The organism is Pseudarthrobacter siccitolerans (assembly GCF_001046895.1).
Classification (GTDB): Bacteria; Actinomycetota; Actinomycetes; order Actinomycetales; family Micrococcaceae; genus Arthrobacter; species Arthrobacter siccitolerans.
Genome location: NZ_CAQI01000053.1, coordinates 311397 through 330700 on the forward strand (window position 1 = coordinate 311397; position 19304 = coordinate 330700).

Sequence of the window (19304 nt, forward strand, 5' to 3'; positions counted from 1 at the left end):
TTAGAAGAGGAAGTAGCGCTGGGCCATGGGCAGGACGTCGGAGGGCTCGCAGGTGACGTCCTCGCCGTCGACCGTTACTTGGTAGGTTTCCGGGTCCACCTGGATGTCCGGCGTGGCGTCGTTGTACTTCAGGTCCGCTTTGGTGAGGGTGCGGATGCCTGAGACCGGCCGGATGACTTTCTCCAGCCCCAGTTCGTGGGGCACGCCGGCGTCGATCGCCGCCTGCGACAGGAAGGTGATGGAGCACTGCTGGACGGCTTTGCCGAAGGCGCCGAACATCGGGCGCATGGTGCGTGGCTGCGGGGTGGGAATGGAGGCGTTGGCGTCGCCCATGAGTGCGTAGGCGATCTGGCCGCCTTTGAGCACCAGTTCCGGTTTGACACCGAAGAAGGCGGGGTCCCACAGCACCAGGTCCGCGAATTTGCCCACTTCCACCGAGCCCACCGAGTCGGCGATGCCCTGGGCGATGGCCGGGTTGATGGTGTACTTGGCCACGTAGCGCTTGAGCCGGAAGTTGTCGCTGCCCGCGGAACCATGGAAACCGGCAGCGCTGTCCCCCCGGGGGTCATCCAGGACCCCCCGCTGCTTCTTCATCTTGTCCGCCACCTGCCACGTGCGGGTGATCACCTCGCCCACGCGGCCCATTGCCTGGGAGTCCGAGGAGGTGATGGAGAAGATGCCCAGGTCCTGCAGCACGTCCTCGGCGGCGATGGTCTCGGCGCGGATCCGGGAATCGGCGAAGGCCACGTCCTCGGGGATGTCGGGGTTGAGGTGGTGGCACACCATCAGCATGTCCAGGTGCTCTTCGATGGTGTTGCGGGTGTACGGCAGGGTGGGGTTGGTGGAGGCCGGCAGGACGTTCGGCATGCCGGCGATCTTGATGATGTCGGGGGCGTGCCCGCCGCCGGCGCCTTCGGTGTGGAAGGTGTGGATGACGCGGCCGTTGATGGCGCGGATGGTGTCCTCCACGAAGCCGCACTCGTTCAGCGTGTCGGTGTGGATGGCCACCTGGACGTCGAACTCGTCCGCCACCGTGAGGGACATGTCAATGGAGGAGGTGGTGGAGCCCCAGTCCTCATGGACCTTCAAGCCGATGGCGCCGGCCCGGATCTGCTCGGCCAGGGGTTCGACGGCGGACGCGTGGCCCTTGCCGAACAGCCCGATGTTCATGGGGAACCCCTCGGCCGCCTGCAGCATCCGCTGGATGTGCCACTTTCCGGGCGTCACCGTGGTGGCCTTGGTGCCTTCGGCCGGGCCGGTGCCGCCGCCGATCATGGTGGTCACACCGCTGGTGAGCGCCGTGGGGACCTGGTCCGGGGAGATGAAGTGGATGTGGGTGTCCACGCCGCCGGCGGTGAGGATCTTGCGTTCGCCCGCGATGATTTCAGTGCTGGCGCCGATCACAATATCCACGCCGTCGGTGATCTGCGGGTTGCCCGCCTTGCCGATCTTGAAGATATGCCCGTCCCTGAGGGCCACGTCAGCCTTGTAGATGCCGGTGTAGTCCAGGATCACCGCGTTGGCGATCACGGTGTCCGGGATGTCGTCGTCGCGGACCGCCTGGCCGTTCTGGCCCATGCCGTCGCGGATCACCTTGCCGCCGCCGAACACCACTTCCTCGCCGTAGACAGTGCGGTCCTTCTCGATCTCAAGGAACAGTTCGGTGTCTGCCAGGCGGATCCGGTCGCCCGTCGTCGGGCCGTACAGGTCTGCGTACTGCCGGCGGGGAATCTCGAAGCTCACTGGGCAGTCTCCTTCGCGTCGTTGGCGGCGCCGCCGTCCCCCGGCCCGCCCTTGAGCGGCCCGTTGACGGCGTTGCTCAGCCCGTACACCTCACGCCTGCCGGCCAGTTCGATCAGCCGCACGTACCGTGAGTCACCGGGTTCGAACCGGGCGGCGGTTCCGGCGGGAATGTCCAGCCGGCGCCCGTAGGCTGCTTCACGGTCGAAGGCCAGCGCAGCATTGGCTTCGGCAAAGTGGAAGTGCGAGCCCACCTGGACGGGCCTGTCGCCGGTGTTGGTGACGGCGACGTCGATGGCCTGCCGGCCTGCGTTCGCCGTCACCGGTTCCGGCCGAAGGATGTACTCTCCTGGAATCATGGCCTGCCCCTTCAGCGGATGGGATCGTGGACGGTGACGAGCTTGGTGCCGTCAGGGAAGGTTGCCTCGATCTGCACGTCGTGGATCATCTCCGGCACGCCCTCCATCACGTCCTCCCTGCCGAGCAGCGTGGTGCCGTAGCTCATGAGCTCGGCGACGGTGCGGCCGTCCCGGGCGCCCTCGATCAGTTCGTAACTGATGATGGCCACGGCTTCCGGGTAGTTGAGCTTGAGTCCGCGGGCCTGGCGGCGGCGGGCCAGATCTGCGGCCACCACGATCAAAAGCTTTTCCTGCTCACGCGGCATCAAATGCATGGGGGTCCCTTCAGCGGCCAGCGGACGGCGTGGACCCAGAATAGGTGGCGGACGTTTCGGGCAGGTTTCGGCAGGGTAATCCCAGTCTCTCCGCCGCCGGCGCTGCACCGGCTCCCCGGCTGCGCGCTGAATCTCCCCAGGTTTTGGCTCAGGGAAGGCGATGACGACGGCGTTTCGCCGGGACACGCCGTCGGCCGTCCTTAAAGCTGGGGAGACTCAGTGCCCAAGGCCGGTATTCAACCCAAAAGGCCGGAGGCTCAGGGGTTACTTTGCCCCATTGAGCCGGGCGAGGATCTCGTCCGTGGACTGGACGGGCTGGCGGTAGGTGGTGGACAGGATGCGCAGCATGTCCGCCGCGTCCTGCCTGTCCTCCGAAGCCATGGCTTCCTTCGCGTACGTGACCCTGATGTTGTGGGCGAAGGCGTCGGCGCCGGTCTGGGCGATGCAGTTGTGGGTGGAGACGCCGGCAAGCACCACTTCGTCGGCACCCCAGTTGCGGAGGCGGGACAGCAGGTTGGTGCCCACGAAGGCGCTGTCCCGCGTCTTGTTCAGCTGGGGCAGGCCGTCGATAGCCAATCCGGGGACAGCCTCGGCCTGCTTGCTGCCGCGGAAGATGAAGCCCTGGTCGTCGTCGAGCATGTTCAGCGTCCAGGTGGACTTGTCCCGTTCATGCTCGGTGCCCACCATCAGCGCCTTGTGCCCGCCGGCCCTGAACGCCTCAAGCAGCCTGTTGCAGGACGCCACGAGGCCCTCCTGCTGGGCTGCCAGTTCCGGCGCCTCAAAGTATGCGTTCTGCATGTCGATGACAAGAAGGGCGATCATCCGCGCCACCTTTCTGACGTTTGTTCGTCCCGGAAATGTACCCCCGGGGCCGCCCGGCGAAACCTAGGGTGCGGATTCGCGGATCTGCAGCTGGAAGCCCGATTCCACCTGCACGCCTTCGCCTGCAGTTTCCCGGCCTTCGATCCTGTCAATAAGCAGGGCGATGGAACGCTCGGCGATCTCGGCCATACCGGGTGACACCGTGGTCAGGGAGGGCGAGGCGAACCGGGCCTCGTCAATGTCGTCAAAACCGGCAACCGCCACCTGCTCCGGCACTTTGATGCCCCGGATGAGGAGCTCGTGCATGGCCCCGAGGGCGATGGCGTCGTTCAGTCCGAACACCGCATCAAAGTCGATGCCCCGGTCCAGGAGCCCGGCCACGGCGGCCGCTCCCTCGTCCCGGCGCCATTCGCAGGGCGCCACGAGGGCGGGGTCGAAGGGGATCCCGGCCTTGTCCAGTGCGCTCCGGTATCCGTTGAGCCGGAGCCCGGCGCTTCCGGCGGATTCGTCGGCGCGCGCGCCAAGGACAGCAATCCGACGGCGGCCGCCCGCCACCAGGTGCGATGTCAGTGCTGCGGCGGCTTCCCCGTTCTTCATGGTGACCAGGTCGAACCGGGGGTCCAGGATGTGTTCGCCCAGCATCACCAGCGGTTTTTTGCCCAGCCGGCCGGCAATGGCGTCAGCGTCCATGACCAGGGGGGTGAACAGCAGGCCGTCTGTGAGTTGCCGGAACGGCCCCTGCAGGGCGTTCAGCTCCGCGTCCCCCACGGCGTCGGACTGTTCCACCAGGACCCTGTAGCCCCGCTGCGCTGCGGCCTTCATCAGCCTTGACGCCAGCTCCGCGTAGTAGGGGGCTGAGAGGTCGGACAGGACCAGCCCGAGCATCCGGGTCTTGCCGGAACGCAGGCTGCGGGCGGTCAGGTTGGCCTCGTACCCCAGCTCGGCGATGGCATCCTGGACCCGCTGCTTGGTGGCGGGACGGATGAACTCGTAGTCGTTAAGAACGTTGGAGACCGTTTTCAGCGACACACCCGCTGCCCTCGCAACGTCATTCATGGTGACCGCCATGTGGCTCCTTCTTATGGTTCCGCCTGTTCCTGCCATACATCGTTGCAGAAGATGGCACTGTGGCGGGAACCCGCCGTCGGGACGGACAGCGGCGGGCCGGTCAGTCCTTGGCCTTCGCCGCTTTCGCTGCCGCCTTCGCCGCCTGCTTGCTGGCCCGGACTTTGGCCAGGGATTCGGGATCAACGATGTCGGCCACGGAGAGGTAGGAACCTTCCTGTCCGTAGTGCCCGGCGGCCTCCCTCCAGCCGGGCGCCTGGAGGCCGCGCTGCTTGCCCAGCAGGGCCAGGAAGATCTTGGCCTTCTGTTCCCCGAAGCCAGGCAATGCCTTGAGCCGCCGCAGGACCTCGGCGCCGTCAGGGTCATCTTTGGTCCAGATCGCGGTGGCGTCGCCGTCCCATTCGTTCTGGACTGCCTCGGCGAGCGCCTGCACCCGTGCGGCCATTGAGCCCGGGAAACGGTGGACAGCCGGGCGTTCCTTGAACATGTCCACGAAGGCCTGCGGCTCCTGCGAGGCGATGGCCTCCGGTGCGATGGAACCGATCCTGGTCCGGATTTTCTCCGGGCCGGCGAACGCCGATTCCATGGTCACCTGCTGGTCCAGCAGCATGCCCGTCAGCAGTGCAAAGGCGTCCTCACTCAACAACTTGTCCGCGGCGGGATCCCCCGTGATGTGCAGTTCCATGCCGTCCATCCTCCCAGAGGAGTGCCGCCGTCGTCATGCCGTCCCGTTTCCCGGAGTTTTTGTCCAGATATGCAGGCTTTTTCGCCATTTATGTCGGCGTATCTGGACAAAAACTCCGCTGGCAATTACTCCCCGACTGCGAGCCGGATCATGGACCAGGACACCGCCGGGAGCGTGCCGGTGAGGCGTCCGCCGTCGGCCTTGACCGAGACGTTTTCGCTGGGCAGGACGGATGTTGAATCGTCCGCGGTGGCCTGCCAGTACGGGTCCTTGTTCGCGTAGGTCACGGCCTCCACCACCCGGACCGCGCCCAGGCCGGACACCACTGCATCCAGGCCAAGCGCATCGGTGGCCGAGCGGTTCACGGCGAACACCACGGCCTCGCCCTTGTCGGCGTTGAACGTCGCGACGGCGGACAGTGCGGCAAAGTCAGCGGTCTTACCGCCGCTGACCAGCGGGGATTCGACGGCGAGCTGCAGCACGGTGCCGGAAGCGTGCCGGGAGGTGAGCGCGAACGGGTGGAATGTGGTCTGCTTCCAGGCCCTGCCACCGGGCTCCGTCATGATGGGGGCGATCACGTTGACCAGCTGCGCGAGGCTGGCTGAGTGGACGCGGTCAGTGTTCTTGAGCAGCGTGACCAGGAGATCCCCGACGACGACGGCGTCCGCCACCGTGTAGGTGTCCTCGAGCAGGACGGGTGCCACCGGCCAGTCCTTGCCCGTGGGCGCCCGGGATTCGTCCCGGCTCATGTGCCAGACGTTCCATTCGTCAAAGGAAATGTTGACCTGCCTGGTGGACTTCTTCACCGACTTCACGTGGTCGATGTGGCTCACGATGTCGTGGATAAAAGTTTCCATCCGGTGGCCGGCCGAGAGGTGTTCCTGCAGGTCGCCGAAGTCCTCGAAGTACTGGTGGGCCGAAATCAAGTCCACCAGCTCGTAGGTCTCGGAGAGAACCATTCGTTCCCATTCACCGAAGGTGCTCATGGTGGGTCCGGAGCTGCCGCATGCCACCAGCTCGAGGCCGGGTTCGATCATGCGCATGCCGCGGGCGGTGTCGGCGGCAAGCCGTCCGTACTCCTGCGCGTTTTTATGCCCGATCTGCCAGGGACCGTCCATCTCGTTGCCCAGGCACCACATCTTGATGCCGTAGCCGCCTTCCGCCCCGTTGGCCCTGCGCTGGTCCGACAACGCCGTTCCGCCGTCGATGTTGCAGTACTCCAGCAGGTCCAGTGCCTCCTGCGTCCCGCGGGTACCGAGGTTTACGGCCATCATGGTTTCGACACCGGCCTTGGCGGACCACTTCGCAAACTCGTCCACACCCACCAGGTTGGGATCAGTGGAGTGCCAGGCGAGGTCAAGCCGGACGGGGCGCTTGTCCGCCGGACCCACGCCGTCCTCCCAGCGGTATCCGGAGACGAAGTTGCCGCCCGGATAGCGCACCGTCGACACGCCCAGTTCCCGGGTCAGCTCCAGCACGTCACCACGGAACCCGTCTTCATCCGCTGTGGGATGTTCCGGCTCGAAGATGCCGGTGTACACACAACGGCCGAGGTGCTCCACAAAGGCACCAAACGTGCGGCGCCGGACCGGCCCGACGGCGAAGGCAGGGTCCATGGTTATTTTTGCCGCTGCGGATCCAGATGCAGGACCAGTGGCCGGGGATTCTGGTCCGGCGCTCTTGGTTGGCCTGTCATGGGCGGTGGGTTCTGTCAATGCCACGAAAACGTCCTCGCTTCTCTCTATTTACAACGTTATAGAAATATTGTTCGTGGTCCCGCGGCGTGAGTCAAGCACTCCCCCGCCGGCCGGCGCCGCAGAAGCGTTGTTAGGCCACCCGCGGCCATATGCCGCCCACCTGCGGCAACACCGAAAGCAGGTAATGGCGTCAAAAAACCAAGTAGTACCTAATCTCAAAAACAAGTACCGGTTACGCGTTCACTGCCATCCGCCACGCAACTACGTTTTTCTCAGAGACAAGACGAGTTTTGAATGGCAGTACTTGGCTCACGAGGGGGTGTGAGACTGGCAATGCACGCACAATACGCAAGCTCCGGTTTCCCGGGTCGTCGGACCCGGGCACTAGACGGGGCCGGCGACGAGGAGGTCTTCGAGACCAAGGCCTCTCCCCCAGCCGTCGCCGGCCCTCTGGTTTCCCAGCAGGGCCCTTTCCACCACCCGCACGGGCCCGCCACGCATGGAAGTCCCTCACGCGGACGGGCTCCGGAAGCCCACCCAGCACCAGGAAACGCGGCACCCGATAGCGCACGGCAGCGCAAGGCCCCGGTGGCCGCCGACGGGAAGCAGACCGGAATCCTGCTGGACCTGGTGACCGGCGCCGAAACGCTGCGCGACTCCCTTGAACTGCTGGCAACCGCATCGGCCCGGGCTGTTGTCGGGACGGCGGGCCTCGTAATCGAATGCGGCGTGGTGGTGCGGCAGGCGAAGCGGGCCCCGCTCATCACGGGAACGTCCGCGGAAGTCATCCGGCTCCTGGAATGGGAACAGGAGAAGGGCGAAGGGCCGGTCAGCGATGTCCTGGCCGGCGGACATCCCGTGGCCGTGCTGCAGAGGAGCGGTGACTTCCGCTGGCCCCGGTATTGCCAGGAGCTGCAGGTTGCCAACCTTGGCAGCGTCCTGGGGATGCGCTTGCGCGTGGACCAGGACAGCGGGGCAAACAACGCAGCGGCCACCAACAACAGCAGTGCGGCCAGGGACAGCAGCACCACCAGGGACAACGGGGCACCCGGAGACGCCATCCCCGTCCGCCAGACTACCGCGGCCCTGGCGTTCTTTGCCCAGGACGCCAAGGCGTTCCCGCTGCAGGTCATCTCGGAGGCCCGCTCGTTTGCCGGCCTGGCCGCGAAAAGCCTTCAGATGGCCCTGGACCTCCATAACGCGAGGTCAACCGCGTCGGATTTGCGGCTCGCCCTGGACAGCCGGACGTCCATCAACGTTGCCTGCGGTGTGATCATGGCCCAGAACAGGTGTTCCTACCACGAAGCTTTTTCCATCCTCGCCCGGGCCTCAAGCCACCGGAACATCAAAGTACGCCGGGTGGCGGAGGACATCCTCGAGCGGCTGCCCGAGGGCCCTCCGCGCGCGCACTTCGGCCACTAGGCCTAGATGCCGCCGGCCAGCTTGTAATAGGCGGCGTTCCAGTTCAGGTCCTTCTTGAACTGGCGGATGGTGGTTCCCTCGTCGATGGTCAGCAGTTCGGTCCTGGCGATCTCCGCGAAGTCCTCGAACACGTCCATACCCACCTGTGTTGAGAGCACGGTGTGGTGGGCGGCGCCGGCAGTGAGCCAGGCTGCGGCGGAGGTGGTGAAGTCCGGCTTCGGCTGCCACAGGGCGCGTGCTACGGGGAGGTTGGGCAGCGGCTGGTCCAGCGGGACCACGTCCACGGCGTTGGCCACCAGGCGGAACCTGTCCCGCATGTCGGACAGGGCCACGACGACGCCCGGGGAGGCATCGGCGTCGAACACCAGGCGCACCGGGTCTTCCTTGCCGCCAATACCCAGCGGGTGGATCTCCAGGCGGGGCTTGCCGGCGGTCAGCGACGGGCAGACCTCCAGCATATGTGCGCCGAGGATCTTCTCGGAGCCGGGTTCCAGGTGGTAGGTGTAGTCCTCCATCAAGGAGGCGCCGCCGGGCAGGCCGGCACCCATCACCTTCGCGGCCCGGACCAGGATGGCGGTCTTCCAGTCGCCCTCGGCCCCGAAGCCGTAGCCGGCAGCCATCAGCCGCTGCACAGCCAGGCCCGGAAGCTGCCGCAGGGCGCCCAGATCCTCGAAAGAGGTAGTGAACGCGGCCGAGCCGTTGCCTTCGAGGAAACTGCGCAGCCCAAGCTCAATCCGGGCCCCGTACCGGAGCGATTCGTGCCGGGCCGCGCCTGCGCGGAGCTCCGGCACCACGTCATAAAGGTCCTCGTACTCGGCAACGAGCGTGTCGACGTCGTCCTCTTCAGCGCCGTGCACGGCGTCGGCGAGCTCGTTGACGGACCAGGTGTTGACGGCGACGCCGAAGCGCAGCTCCGCCTCGGTCTTGTCGCCCTCGGTGACGGCGACGTTGCGCATGTTGTCGCCGAAGCGGGTCAGCTTCAGGGTGCGCACGGCGGCCCAGCCGGCCGCGGCGCGCTGCCATGAGCCGACCTGCCGGGCGACTTCCGGGTTGGAGACGTGCCCGACGACGGTCTTCCGGGCGATGCCCAGGCGGGACTGGATGTAGCCGAACTCGCGGTCGCCGTGCGCTGCCTGGTTCAGGTTCATAAAGTCGAAATCGATGTCCGCCCACGGCAGGTCCCGGTTGGCCTGGGTATGCAGGTGCAGCAGGGGCTTGCGGAGCAGGTCCAGGCCCTGGATCCACATTTTCGCCGGGCTGAACGTGTGCATCCAGGCGGTGACGCCGATGACGGAATCGTCCGAGTTCGCCTCCAGCGCTGTGCGGCGGATAGCATCCGAATCAGTCAGGACGGGCTTCCAGACAATCTTGACCGGAACGTCGGAACTGGCGTTGAGCTGGTTGGCGATCTCCTGCGACTGCGCGGCCACCTGCTTGAGGACGTCCTCGCCGTAGAGGTGCTGGCTGCCGGTGAGGAACCAGACCTCATAACCGTCAAGGGATGTGTTTGCTGCGCTGCTCATGGGTTCTCCTGAAGAGTTAAAGGGGAGGCGGTGAATTACTGTCCGTAGACGTTCTGGTAGCGGGCGTACAGCGAGTCGATGTGGCCCTGGTCAATGGGCAGCGGTTCGCCCAGCTGCCGGGCAATGTGGACGGTGCGGGCCACTTCCTCGCACATCACTGCCGCCTTTACCGCGGAGCGGGCGTCCTTGCCGATGGTGAAGGGGCCGTGGTTCTGCATCAGCACGGCCGGCGAGTTGGAGTTCTTCAGCGTCTCCACAATGCCCTGGCCGATCGAATCATCGCCAATCAGCGCGAACGGCCCCACCGGGATGGAGCCGCCGAATTCGTCGCCCATCATGGTGAGCACGCACGGAATAGCCTCCCCGCGGGCGGCCCAGGCAGTGGCATACGTGGAGTGCGTGTGGACCACTCCGCCCACCTCCGGCATATTCCGGTAGACGTACGCATGCGCCGCTGTGTCCGACGACGGCGACAGGTCCGGGTTGCCCCACTCACCTGTTGCATCTCCCGCCACGGGCTCCCCGTACAGGTCGGTGACAATCATTAGCTCAGGCGTGAGGTCCTGGTATGCAACTCCCGAGGGCTTGATCACCATCAGTTCGTGGCCGGGCACGCGGGCGGAGACGTTTCCCGCCGTCCACACCACCAGTTCATAGCGGGTCAGCTCGGCGTGCAAGGCGCAGACGTCCTCGCGGACCCGGGCGATGCTTTCAATGACTCCGGTTCCGGCGCTCATGCCAGCACCCCCGCGCCGGCATCGGTGCGTTCAGCCGCATCGGTGTTTGCCGGTTGTCCGGCGGAACCGAAGCCTTGGTGTGCTCTGCGCTGGATGGCCTTGAGACGGTGCATCACGTCGTTGGTACCGCGGCCGAAGTAGTCGTGCAGGGTCTTGTATTCCTGGAACAGTTCCTCGTAAGCCGCCACGTTCTCGGGAATAGGCGTGTACACCTCGCCCGGTTCCGACCCCATGGAGGCGGCGGCTTCGCGGATGTTGGCGTACTTCCCGGCAGCCACGGCGGCGTGGATGGCCGAGCCCAGGGCCGGACCCTGCGCCGAACCGATGGTGGACAGCTGCAGTCCCGTGGCGTCCGCGTAGATCTGCATCAGGAGCGGGTTCTTGAGCAGGCCGCCGGCCACGATGAACTCCTTGACCGGGACGCCGGCGTCCCGGAAGGCGTCCACGATGGTGCGGGTGCCGAAGGCGGTGGCTTCGAGCAGCGCGCGGTAGGTGTCCTCGGGGCGGGTGGCGAGGGTCTGCCCCACCACGATTCCGGACAGCTCATGGTCCACCAGCACTGACCGGTTGCCCGAGTGCCAGTCCAAGGCGATCAGTCCGTGTTCCCCGATGGCCTGCCGGGATGCCAGTCCGGTGAGGTATTCGTGGATGCCCAGGCCCGCAGCTTCGGCGGCCTGGTGGTATTCCGGCGGCACCCCATATTTTGTGAACCAGCCGAAGATGTCTCCCACGCCCGACTGGCCGGCCTCGTAGCCCCAGAGCCCGTCAACGATGCCGCCGTCCACTACGCCGCACATACCCGGCACTTCGCGCAGTTCGTCGCCGTTCATAACATGGCAGGTGGAGGTGCCCATGATGGCCACGAGCTGGCCCGGATCCACTGCTTTCGCCGCCGGAGCGGTCACGTGGGCGTCAACGTTGCCCACGGCCACGGCGATGCCCTCGGGCAGGCCGGTCCAGGCTGCAGCCTCAGCGGTAAGGTATCCGGCGGCGTCGCCCAGGCGGCCGATCGTGTGCTCGAGTTTAGCGCTGACGAAGTCCTTGAAGGCCGGGTTCAAAGCGGCCAGGAAATCCTCCGACGGGTAGCGCCCGTCCTGGTAGATCCCCTTGTAGCCGGCTGTGCACGCATTCCGGACATACTGGCCGCAGAGCTGCCAGACAATCCAGTCCGCCGCTTCCACCCAGTGGTCCATCTCGGCGTAGGCCTCGGGGTCCTCTTCCAGCAGCTGCAGGCCCTTGGCGAACTCCCACTCTGAAGAAATCAAGCCGCCGTAGCGGGGCAGCCACTCTTCGCCGCGTTCTGATGCCAGCTGGTTGATCCTGTCGGCCTGGCCCTGCGCGGCGTGGTGGCGCCAGAGCTTCACGTAGGCGTGCGGCCGGTTTTCGAACCCCGGGAGTTCGTTCAGCGGGGTACCGTCCGCCTTCGCCGGCACCATGGTGCACGCGGTGAAATCCGTGGCAATTCCGACGACGGCGGCCGGGTCGATCCCAGCCTCGGCGACGGCAGCCGGGACGGCAAAACGCAGGACGTCGCGGTAGTCATCAGGCACCTGCAGCGCCCATTCCCCCGGAAGCCGGACGGCTTGTCCGCCAGCGTTTTGACCCGCCACGTCCTCGGGAAGTGCATCAGTGACTACTGCATGCGGGTACTCGTACACACCACTGCCGAGCTCCTTGCCGTCCCGCACCCGGACCACCACGGCCCGGCCCGAGAGGGTGCCGTAGTCCACGCCGATGACGTAGCTGTCCATGTCCACTCTGACGTCCATAAAAGATCCTCCAATAGCTGCCGCAGCTTCGCGGCCTTTCAATTGTGAGCGCTAACAAAGGTGAAGTCAATGGGCATTCCAGGTCTCGAGCAAGCCGGGCAACACTTCACGGAAGGGAAGGAAGCTCCACAACGCACTACACGCGCTGGCACCTCCGGATGGCTGGCATGTCCGGAACGCTGGTATCTCCGGATCACCCCCGCCTCCGGATCGCTGGTATCTCCGGATCACCCCCGCCTCCGGATCACCCAGCGCTTCACCCCAAGGCGTCGTGAACTGTGGGACGGGGCCAAAAAAGGGTAGGGACATGATGAACCCGGAACTGATGCCGACCACAAGGAAGGGGCCTCGTTGGAAAGCGTGCAGCTGAAAGAGCGAACCGGGTCCCGTGCGTGGCTTGCCGGTCCGCTCTGCACAGGACTCGGCCTGGCAGCGCACCTGGCCGCCGGCGGTCCGGCTCCCTCTTTGATGATCCTCGCGGCCGTTGCAGCGCTTCTCGGCATGGCGGCAGCGATGATGGGGCGCTTCGTCCTGCCCGGCTGGGCCGTGCTGCTGGGGTGCGCGCTGGCCCAGCAACTGCTTCATCTGGGGTTTGCAGTCTTTTCCGGCGGCTCAGGGGATGGGATAACGGGCCACGGGCACGGCGGCAGTGCGCCGGGCGTGGTGCAGGACGCCGCCCAGGCTCCTCCCCCGGATGCCGGGGCGGCAGCGCCTGCGGCGTACTCGCTCCACCTGATGCTGCACCTGCATTTGGCGGCGGCACTGGCAGCCTATGCCGTCATCAATTACTGGCCCAAGTGGGCCCGATGGGCCCGTCACGCTCCGGCAGCCCGGCAGAAATCACCCGCCGCCTAAGTCTTCAGTCACCGGCCGCTTAAGTCTTCGTGGAGGCGGATCAGGGCTGATCCGGGATCAGGGCTCATGCGGAATCAGGGCCGCCAGAGCTGTGCCAGGGCGGCAATGTCGTGCGGCGTTGTCCTGCAGCAGCCGCCCACCAGGCGCGCGCCACGTTCCTGCCACTCCCGGACTCCCTCCACAAGGCTTGCGGGCGCCCGTCCGGACCCGGCCGCGCCTCCGTTGCCAGCAACAGCACGGGCGTCAACCGCACGTCCGGTGTCAGCAACAGCACCGGTGCCGGCAGCGGACGACTCGGCCGGCCCCCAGGTCTTGGTGGCGGCATCATAGGTTTCCCCGGAGTTAGGGTAGGCGATCAGCGGTTTGCCGGTGGCCCGGCCCAAAGCTTCCAGCGCCGGGGTGACCAACTCCAGCGGAACGCAGTTCACACCAATGGCAGCCACAAGCGGCTCAGCATCGCAGAGTTGCGCCACCTGTTCCAGCGGAGTTCCGTCACTGATGTGCGCTCCATCCCGGAGGGTGAACGTCAGCCAGGATTCGACGCCGAACCCGGCAATCAGTTCCAGCAGCGCCTCCGCTTCTGGCAGGGAAGGCAACGTTTCGCAAGCGAGGACATCCGCTCCGGCTTCCACGAGCGCTGCCACCCGCGGCCGGTGGAACTCCAGGAATTCGTCTCGGCTCAGGGTGTAATCCCCGCGGTATTCGGACCCGTCGGCGAGGTAGGCGCCGTAGGGACCAACGGAACCGGCCACCAGCAATGGTCCGGCCGCCGGGTTCCCGGCCAGGTACTCGCGGCGGGCTTCGTCAGCCAGGCGGACGCTGAGGGCAACCCGGTCCAGAGCCTCGGCGGCGGAGATGCCCCGCCGCGCAAACCCCAACGGCGTGGCCTGGTAGCTGGCTGTGATGGCGGCGCGTGCCCCGGCCCTGAAGTAGTCGAGGTGGACCTGCTTGACGAGCCCGGGCTGTTCAAGCAGGACTTTCGCGGACCACAGCGGGTCCTCAAGGTTGCAGCCGTACGCTTCAAGTTCTGTGGCCAAAGCACCGTCCAGGACCAGGTTCTCTCCGGCGTCGAGCAGGCGGGACAGCGCGTTGTTGCGGGGCATGGTGTCAGGCTGGGGCATCAGTTCAGGCTACAGCGAACGCGGACGCACCAGGCCCGCGGTGCTCTTCCGCCGTACCAGTTCAGGGGTGACCACCGTGGAACTCACGGGGGCGCCTGCCTCGATCTCCTTCAGCATCGCATCCACGCACCGCCTGCCCAGCTCTTCGAAGTCCTGCCGCACCGTGGTGAGGGGCGGGGTGAAGTAGCCCGATTCGGGCTGGTCGTCGAACCCCACTACGGAGACGTCGTCGGGCACGCGCACGCCTGCCTCGTTGAACGCGCGCAGCACACCGAGGGCCATCTGGTCGTTGCCTACGAACAGGGCTGTTGCCGTCCGCTCCGCCGCCAGGCGCCGCCCGATCGCGTAGCCGCTTTCCGCGCTCCAGTCGCCTTCCAGCAGCAGATCGTCCTGCAGGCCGGCCTGCTGCAGTGCCTCACGCCAGCCCTCGGTGCGCAGTGCACTGTCCAGCCAGTCCGCCGGCCCTGCGACGTGGCCGATCCTCCGGTGCCCCAGCTCGATGAGATGGCCGACGGCGATCAGGGCCCCGCGCTTCTGGTCCACCATCGCGCCGCTCACGGCAGCATCGCCCGGCGAACCGACGGCCACCACAGGCACCCCGGGGTTGAACTCCTCCAGGATCCGCAGCGTCTCGGTGTGCGGCACCAGGACGGCGATCCCGTCCACGGACTGGTCGGTGAAGTGCTGCAGCGCGTCGAAGATGGCGTCCCGGCCGACTGAGCGGAGCGCCGCGATGCTGACGAAGTAGCCGGCATCCCGCGCGGCACGCTCCACTCCCAGCAAGGTGTGGGCGGGCCCGTACTGTGAAAGCTCGCTGCCCAGCACGCCGATGGTCTGCGAGCGCCGGGTCACCAGGCTCCGGGCCGCGGTGTTCCGGCGGTAGCCCAACTGCGCGATGGCGGCCTCGACCTTTTCGCGGGTTGCCTTGCTGACGTTGGGGTGGCCGTTGACCACCCGGGAAACGGTCTGGTGCGAGACACCAGCCAATCCAGCCACGTCCTCAAGGCGCGGCAGCCGCCCGGTGCTGCTTTTTGTCATGCCACCATTGTGCCCGTTGCTGCCATGGCGCGTTTGCTGCAGCCGACGCGCGTGGGGTGAACGAAAAATCCCCCGGCGGCCTGGAAGGCTGCCGGGGGATTCCCGCTCTTCGCTAAAAGAGTGGGCCCTGTGGGGCTCGAACCCACGACCCACGGATTAAAAGTCCGATGCTCTACCAACTGAGCTAAAGGCCCCTGCCGGGCTGTTTCGGCACCAAGTGCCAGCCTGCCCGGCCCAGTCCATTTCTGGACATTTAATACTCTAACCCATGGTTCCGGCCCTTATGCACGCAGGCAGGGACGCGTCGTCGGGCCCGTGGGCAAGGGGCCTGATGCTCGATTTCCGGCACGGCACAGGAGTAGCGTGGGTGGCATGAGCGAGCAACCAGGTCCCAGTCCATACGGCGGCGCCAACCGGCACCACAAGCCGAAGCCTTTTGCGCCGGTGGACTTCGAGCCGTTTGCCGGCGGCGCGGACCCCGCACGCGTGTCCGAAGCCGCCCACCTCGCCGCGCAGGCCCTGGTCCGGCACGGCCGCGACAGCGACGATCCGGCCGTGACCGAGCGGCTCGTTAAGCTCGCGGACGAGCAGGGGCTGGAGGCCATCGCGGAGATGTGGGCGGAGAGCCCTGCCCGGTCGCTTCCCGGTGCACTCTGGCGCCTCTATGCCTTGCGGGCGGCCACGGTGCAGGACCCGGAGCGCATTTCCGTCTACTTCCGCGCCGGCAAGGACACCGCCCAGGTTTCCAACGTGGTGGCCGGCGCTGCCGAGCCTCCCGGAGCCGACGAGATGAAGACGATGGCGGACGCCATCCTCTCCGGCGCGTTCGACGGCGAGTTCGACGTGGCGCTGGAACGTTCCGCCGCGTTCTGCCGGGTGGTGGCGCTCGGCCAGGCAACGCTGGCCGATGGTGCCGAGCACGGAAACGAGGCCCACGCCAGCAAGCTCACCCGCAACTCGCACCAGCTGGTGAAAACCGCTGAGGACCTCGAGCACGCCGCCAACGCCTGGCGGCTGGGCGAACTCGACTAAAAGGGTCCATGCTCTGGCCCAAGAGGCCCGATCTGTCAATGTTGACTTGGGCCAACCAACGTAGAACACTGAAACTGGTGCCGAGCCGCGAAACCCCCGGGCTTCAACATTCAGCCGCCTAGAGCGGCCTACCGCCGAGAGGCGTATCCGGTTCGGCACCATTTTTATGTCCGCTGACTGCCGGCCCCGTCTTGGCGGGTGCGTTACTGTCTGCCCATTTCAGGGCTCCTTTTGCGTGCCGGTAGAGTTAGCGTTGGTTGCGCCGGGGTCAAGTCACACGGCAGGCAACTCCCGCCCTGAACTTTTCCCGGAGACCGGTAACTACGTGAAACTGCGCCTTTTTCCCCAGGAGCCCGCCGGGCTGAACCTCCTATCGCAAATGGCGCAGCAAATTGTGCTCGGCAGCGCCACCCTTGCCGAGATCCTCGGCGTCCCGGCGGCGGAGCACGGCAAGCTCGTGGAGGACATGCACAACCATGAGGCCCGGTCCGCCGAACTGCATTTCGCCCTTCTGACGCATATGCGGACCAGCTTCGTGAACCCGCTGCCGCGTGAGGACATGTACGCCCTATCGCGCTACCTCAACGAGGCCATCGAAAAGCTGGATGCCGCCGCGGAACTGGTGGCGCTCTACCGGCTGGAGCGGCTGCCCAAGCGGGCCGCTGACCAGCTGGAGATCATCAGCCGCCAGGCCGAGCTCACCGTCGATGCCATGCGCCGGCTGGACAACCTGGATGACCTGGAGGACTACTGGATTGAAATCCTCCGCCTGGCCAAGCGCGCCGAACGGACGCACCGGGTGTGGGTGGCGGACATGATCAGCGAGATGAAATGGGCGCAGTACTCCCGCAACCGGGATATCGCCAACCAGCTGGTGGACGTCACCAAGGACATGCGGCGCATCGCCACGCAGGTAGGCAGCATCATCGTCAAGGAATCCTGAGGTGACGGCAGCCGTCTTCGGCGCGGTGGTGGTCCTGGCCGCCGTATTCGCCTTCGTCAACGGGTTCCGTGACGCCTCCACCTCTGTTGCCCTGGCCGTGCGCACCCGTGCGCTCACGCCCAGCGTGGCAGTGCTGCTTGCAGCCTTCTTCAACTTCATCGGCGCCCTGCTCAGCGCAGGCCTGGCGGTGGCCGTCAGCCAGACCTGGATCAACCTTCCGTCCGGAACGGACGGGCTCAGCATCCTCCTCGCCGGCCTGGCCAGCGCCATCGCCTGGGGCATCATCCTGTGGTGGCGGGGCATCCCGGCCTCCTCCACCCACGCGCTGGTGGGCGGCCTTGCCGGGGCCGGGCTCGCCAGCCTCGCTGTGGGCGGGGCAGGCGTGGGAGGGGTGGACCGCTCCCTGTTGTTCCAGGTCATCCTGCCACTGGTGCTGTCGCCGCTGGTGGCCTACAGCGGGGCGTTCCTGCTGGTCTACCCCGCCACCTGGGCAGCCCGCCACACCCAGCCGAACGTGGTGAACCAGAGGTTCCGCCGGAGCCAGTCCATCGCCGCGGGGGCAGTAGCGTTCGGCCACGGCCTGCAGGACGGGCAACGGATCAGCGCGGTCCTCCTGCTGGCCCTGCTGGCCGGCGGCTATTCCGACGGCGGCACCCTCCCCGTGTGGGTGGCGCTGCTTTCCGCCGTGATGATTACCGCCGGAACAATGTACGGCGGCTGGCGGATCTCGCACACTATCGGCTACAAAATCACCAGGATCGATCCGCTGCGGGGTTCTGTGGCGCAGATTTTCAGCGCCGTCATGCTTTTTGTGGGCGCCATCGGCCTGCACTGGCCGCTCTCCACCACGCACACCGTCACCTCGGCCGTGCTGGGCGCAGGCGAAAACCAGCACTTTTCGGTGACCAACCGGAAGCTGGTGATCCGCATCGTGGGGCTCTGGATTCTCACCCCGGCGGCCACGGCCGCGCTCGCTTTTGTGCTGGCGCTGGCGCTGTCGCCGCTGCCGGGATAGCGGCGCTGGACTGTCCTCCGGCCTGCGGCCGGTCCAGTAGCGCGGGCCGGGAACGAGCGCGGGGCGGGAAACGAGCGCGGGGCGGGAAACGAGCACCCCAGGGAACACCGCCGTCGCCCCCTGCTCCCCTGCTCCCCTGCCGTGCCGGGGATGCCGGGACTCCTGAAGCCGGTGATCTGTACAGCCGGACGCCGGTGACGTAGATTCAAAAGTAGGCCCCCAGCGCTGCTGCCGGGTCTGACATCCGCCGCCGGGTGCAGGGCCGCGGAGCATGCCGCTGAAGCACATCGGCGGACTGGATGCACATCCTGGAAAAGGCCAGGCGCCATGTCTTCCTCGACACCCCGGCACAACCTCCCCCAGCCGCGGCGCATGCGCTGCGAGCTGTGCGGGACCGAACAAAAGCTGACCATCCACGCAATCATCGCGATGGGAGCGGCCAACGGCGACCTGGTCACCGTCTCCTACACCTGCAATGAGTGCCGCCGGTTCCAGGAGCACCTCGCGTACGCGGCCGACGTCGCTGCGGCCCTGGGCCAGGTGCGCTGGATGGCGAAGGTCATTATGTTCGGCGACGAGTACATCCACTGCGGATTCCCCATGGAGGAAGCAGAGTTTGAGATAGAAAGGCTGTGCTACCGCAGCAGCAGCAGCGGCGGACTCAGCACCGTGTCACTGCCCACCAGGGTGCTGCGCTGCAGGTGCGGCTTCCAGCTCGAAGTACCCGAGTAGGCATTCAGTCCCGTTAGGCGTACGACGGCGGCGCTTGCGAGGCACCCGGCAGGGCAGCCGTCCGCCGGCAGAGCCTTAGGATGCCGCCTGCGTTGCCACCTGCGTCCCCGGCTTCAGGATGTCGTCCAGCTCCCCCGGCGTGATGTTAGCGGCTTTGCAGAGCTCCCGAGGGTCGGCACCTGCTTCCGCTGCCCGCCGAACTGCCTGCAGGAGGGACTCGTGGGCTGCGTCCAGCTCCCACTGGACGCTTTCGAGATAGGAACTTGCAAGCCACACGTCCCGGGAACACATTTCAGGCACGGCCGCTGCCGGGATTGCCGCCTGCTGCGGCAGTGAACCATGACCGGCAATCCTCAGCTGTTGGTGCATGGGCCTGCTTGCTGTCTGCGTCACGGTGGGACTCCCTGCTCAACTTGTTGCTAGCCAGCCTAGTAA

At 66.4% G+C, this 19304-nt stretch carries 19 protein-coding genes and 1 tRNA gene; 6 read left to right on the top strand and 14 right to left on the bottom strand.

From position 1 onward, the window contains the following. From ureC to arfA, 7 genes are all read right to left on the bottom strand, one after another. Complete coding sequence (ureC, locus tag ARTSIC4J27_RS18555; RefSeq protein ID WP_050056663.1) at window positions 1-1743, bottom strand: urease subunit alpha; 1743 nt, start codon at window positions 1741-1743, stop codon at window positions 1-3. Next, the gene (locus ARTSIC4J27_RS18560; RefSeq protein ID WP_050056664.1) at window positions 1740-2099 is read right to left on the bottom strand and encodes an urease subunit beta; all 360 of its coding nucleotides are present in this window, start codon (window positions 2097-2099) and stop codon (window positions 1740-1742) included. The genes ureC and ARTSIC4J27_RS18560 overlap by 4 nt, the downstream gene beginning before the upstream one ends. Window positions 2100-2110: 11 nt before the next feature. Next, the gene (locus ARTSIC4J27_RS18565) at window positions 2111-2413 is read right to left on the bottom strand and encodes an urease subunit gamma (RefSeq protein ID WP_050056665.1); all 303 of its coding nucleotides are present in this window, start codon (window positions 2411-2413) and stop codon (window positions 2111-2113) included. 264 nt (window positions 2414-2677) lie between these two features. Continuing rightward, a complete protein-coding gene (locus tag ARTSIC4J27_RS18570; protein WP_050056666.1) occupies window positions 2678-3235 on the bottom strand; it encodes a cysteine hydrolase family protein in 558 nt (185 codons plus the stop codon). Window positions 3236-3298: 63 nt separating this feature from the next. After that, on the bottom strand, window positions 3299-4303 hold the full coding sequence (locus ARTSIC4J27_RS18575; RefSeq protein ID WP_050056667.1) for a LacI family DNA-binding transcriptional regulator: 1005 nt from the start codon (window positions 4301-4303) through the stop codon (window positions 3299-3301). A gap of 100 nt (window positions 4304-4403) precedes the next feature. Further along, window positions 4404-4994, bottom strand: a complete 591-nt coding sequence (locus ARTSIC4J27_RS18580) for an HhH-GPD-type base excision DNA repair protein (RefSeq protein WP_050056668.1) — start codon at window positions 4992-4994, stop codon at window positions 4404-4406. Between the two features lie 116 nt (window positions 4995-5110). Beyond that, entirely contained in the window at window positions 5111-6601 is a 1491-nt protein-coding gene (arfA, locus tag ARTSIC4J27_RS18585) for an arabinosylfuranosidase ArfA (RefSeq protein WP_050056669.1), read from the bottom strand. Window positions 6602-7270: 669 nt separating this feature from the next. Here arfA and ARTSIC4J27_RS18590 point away from each other — a divergent pair. Continuing rightward, on the top strand, window positions 7271-8104 hold the full coding sequence (locus tag ARTSIC4J27_RS18590; RefSeq protein WP_235436756.1) for an ANTAR domain-containing protein: 834 nt from the start codon (window positions 7271-7273) through the stop codon (window positions 8102-8104). Between the two features lie 2 nt (window positions 8105-8106). On the opposite strand, the gene araA is transcribed toward ARTSIC4J27_RS18590, so the two are convergent. Genes araA through araB form a run of 3 tightly spaced genes read right to left on the bottom strand, consistent with a single transcriptional unit; the run spans window position 8107 to window position 12133 of the window. After that, window positions 8107-9627 (bottom strand): L-arabinose isomerase, encoded by a 1521-nt coding sequence (gene araA / locus ARTSIC4J27_RS18595; protein WP_050056671.1) that lies wholly within the window; start codon window positions 9625-9627, stop codon window positions 8107-8109. A 35-nt stretch (window positions 9628-9662) separates the two neighbouring features. Beyond that, window positions 9663-10364: an L-ribulose-5-phosphate 4-epimerase gene (locus ARTSIC4J27_RS18600; protein ID WP_050056672.1), complete on the bottom strand. Its 702-nt coding sequence runs from the start codon at window positions 10362-10364 to the stop codon at window positions 9663-9665. Beyond that, window positions 10361-12133: a ribulokinase gene (gene araB, locus ARTSIC4J27_RS18605; protein ID WP_050056673.1), complete on the bottom strand. Its 1773-nt coding sequence runs from the start codon at window positions 12131-12133 to the stop codon at window positions 10361-10363. The genes ARTSIC4J27_RS18600 and araB overlap by 4 nt, the downstream gene beginning before the upstream one ends. A 360-nt stretch (window positions 12134-12493) precedes the next feature. Here araB and ARTSIC4J27_RS18610 point away from each other — a divergent pair, with 360 nt between their 5' ends. Further along, the gene (locus ARTSIC4J27_RS18610; protein ID WP_235436784.1) at window positions 12494-12988 is read left to right on the top strand and encodes a hypothetical protein; all 495 of its coding nucleotides are present in this window, start codon (window positions 12494-12496) and stop codon (window positions 12986-12988) included. Window positions 12989-13062: 74 nt separating this feature from the next. Here the strand turns inward: ARTSIC4J27_RS18610 and mmuM are convergent, their stop codons facing one another. The 3 genes from mmuM to ARTSIC4J27_RS18625 form a co-directional block, all read right to left on the bottom strand. Beyond that, window positions 13063-14091: a homocysteine S-methyltransferase gene (gene mmuM / locus ARTSIC4J27_RS18615; protein ID WP_050056946.1), complete on the bottom strand. Its 1029-nt coding sequence runs from the start codon at window positions 14089-14091 to the stop codon at window positions 13063-13065. A gap of 27 nt (window positions 14092-14118) precedes the next feature. After that, window positions 14119-15147, bottom strand: coding sequence for a LacI family DNA-binding transcriptional regulator (locus tag ARTSIC4J27_RS18620; protein ID WP_050056675.1), 1029 nt, complete (start codon window positions 15145-15147; stop codon window positions 14119-14121). Between the two features lie 121 nt (window positions 15148-15268). After that, window positions 15269-15341, bottom strand: a tRNA-Lys gene (locus tag ARTSIC4J27_RS18625). Window positions 15342-15519: 178 nt separating this feature from the next. Here ARTSIC4J27_RS18625 and ARTSIC4J27_RS18630 point away from each other — a divergent pair. The 4 genes from ARTSIC4J27_RS18630 (at window position 15520) to ARTSIC4J27_RS18645 (ending at window position 18869) form a co-directional block, all read left to right on the top strand. Continuing rightward, window positions 15520-16179 carry a hypothetical protein gene (locus ARTSIC4J27_RS18630; protein ID WP_050056676.1) on the top strand — a complete coding sequence of 220 codons (660 nt, stop codon included), beginning with the start codon at window positions 15520-15522 and terminating at the stop codon, window positions 16177-16179. Window positions 16180-16504: 325 nt separating this feature from the next. Next, complete coding sequence (locus ARTSIC4J27_RS18635) at window positions 16505-17122, top strand: DUF47 domain-containing protein (protein ID WP_050056677.1); 618 nt, start codon at window positions 16505-16507, stop codon at window positions 17120-17122. Window position 17123: 1 nt separating this feature from the next. Continuing rightward, window positions 17124-18137: an inorganic phosphate transporter gene (locus tag ARTSIC4J27_RS18640; protein WP_050056678.1), complete on the top strand. Its 1014-nt coding sequence runs from the start codon at window positions 17124-17126 to the stop codon at window positions 18135-18137. A 327-nt stretch (window positions 18138-18464) separates the two neighbouring features. Continuing rightward, window positions 18465-18869, top strand: a complete 405-nt coding sequence (locus ARTSIC4J27_RS18645) for a hypothetical protein (protein WP_050056679.1) — start codon at window positions 18465-18467, stop codon at window positions 18867-18869. Between the two features lie 75 nt (window positions 18870-18944). Here ARTSIC4J27_RS18645 and ARTSIC4J27_RS18650 read toward each other — a convergent pair whose 3' ends face one another. Further along, window positions 18945-19262 carry a hypothetical protein gene (locus tag ARTSIC4J27_RS18650; RefSeq protein WP_152683918.1) on the bottom strand — a complete coding sequence of 106 codons (318 nt, stop codon included), beginning with the start codon at window positions 19260-19262 and terminating at the stop codon, window positions 18945-18947. Between the last annotated feature and the right edge of the window lie 42 nt (window positions 19263-19304).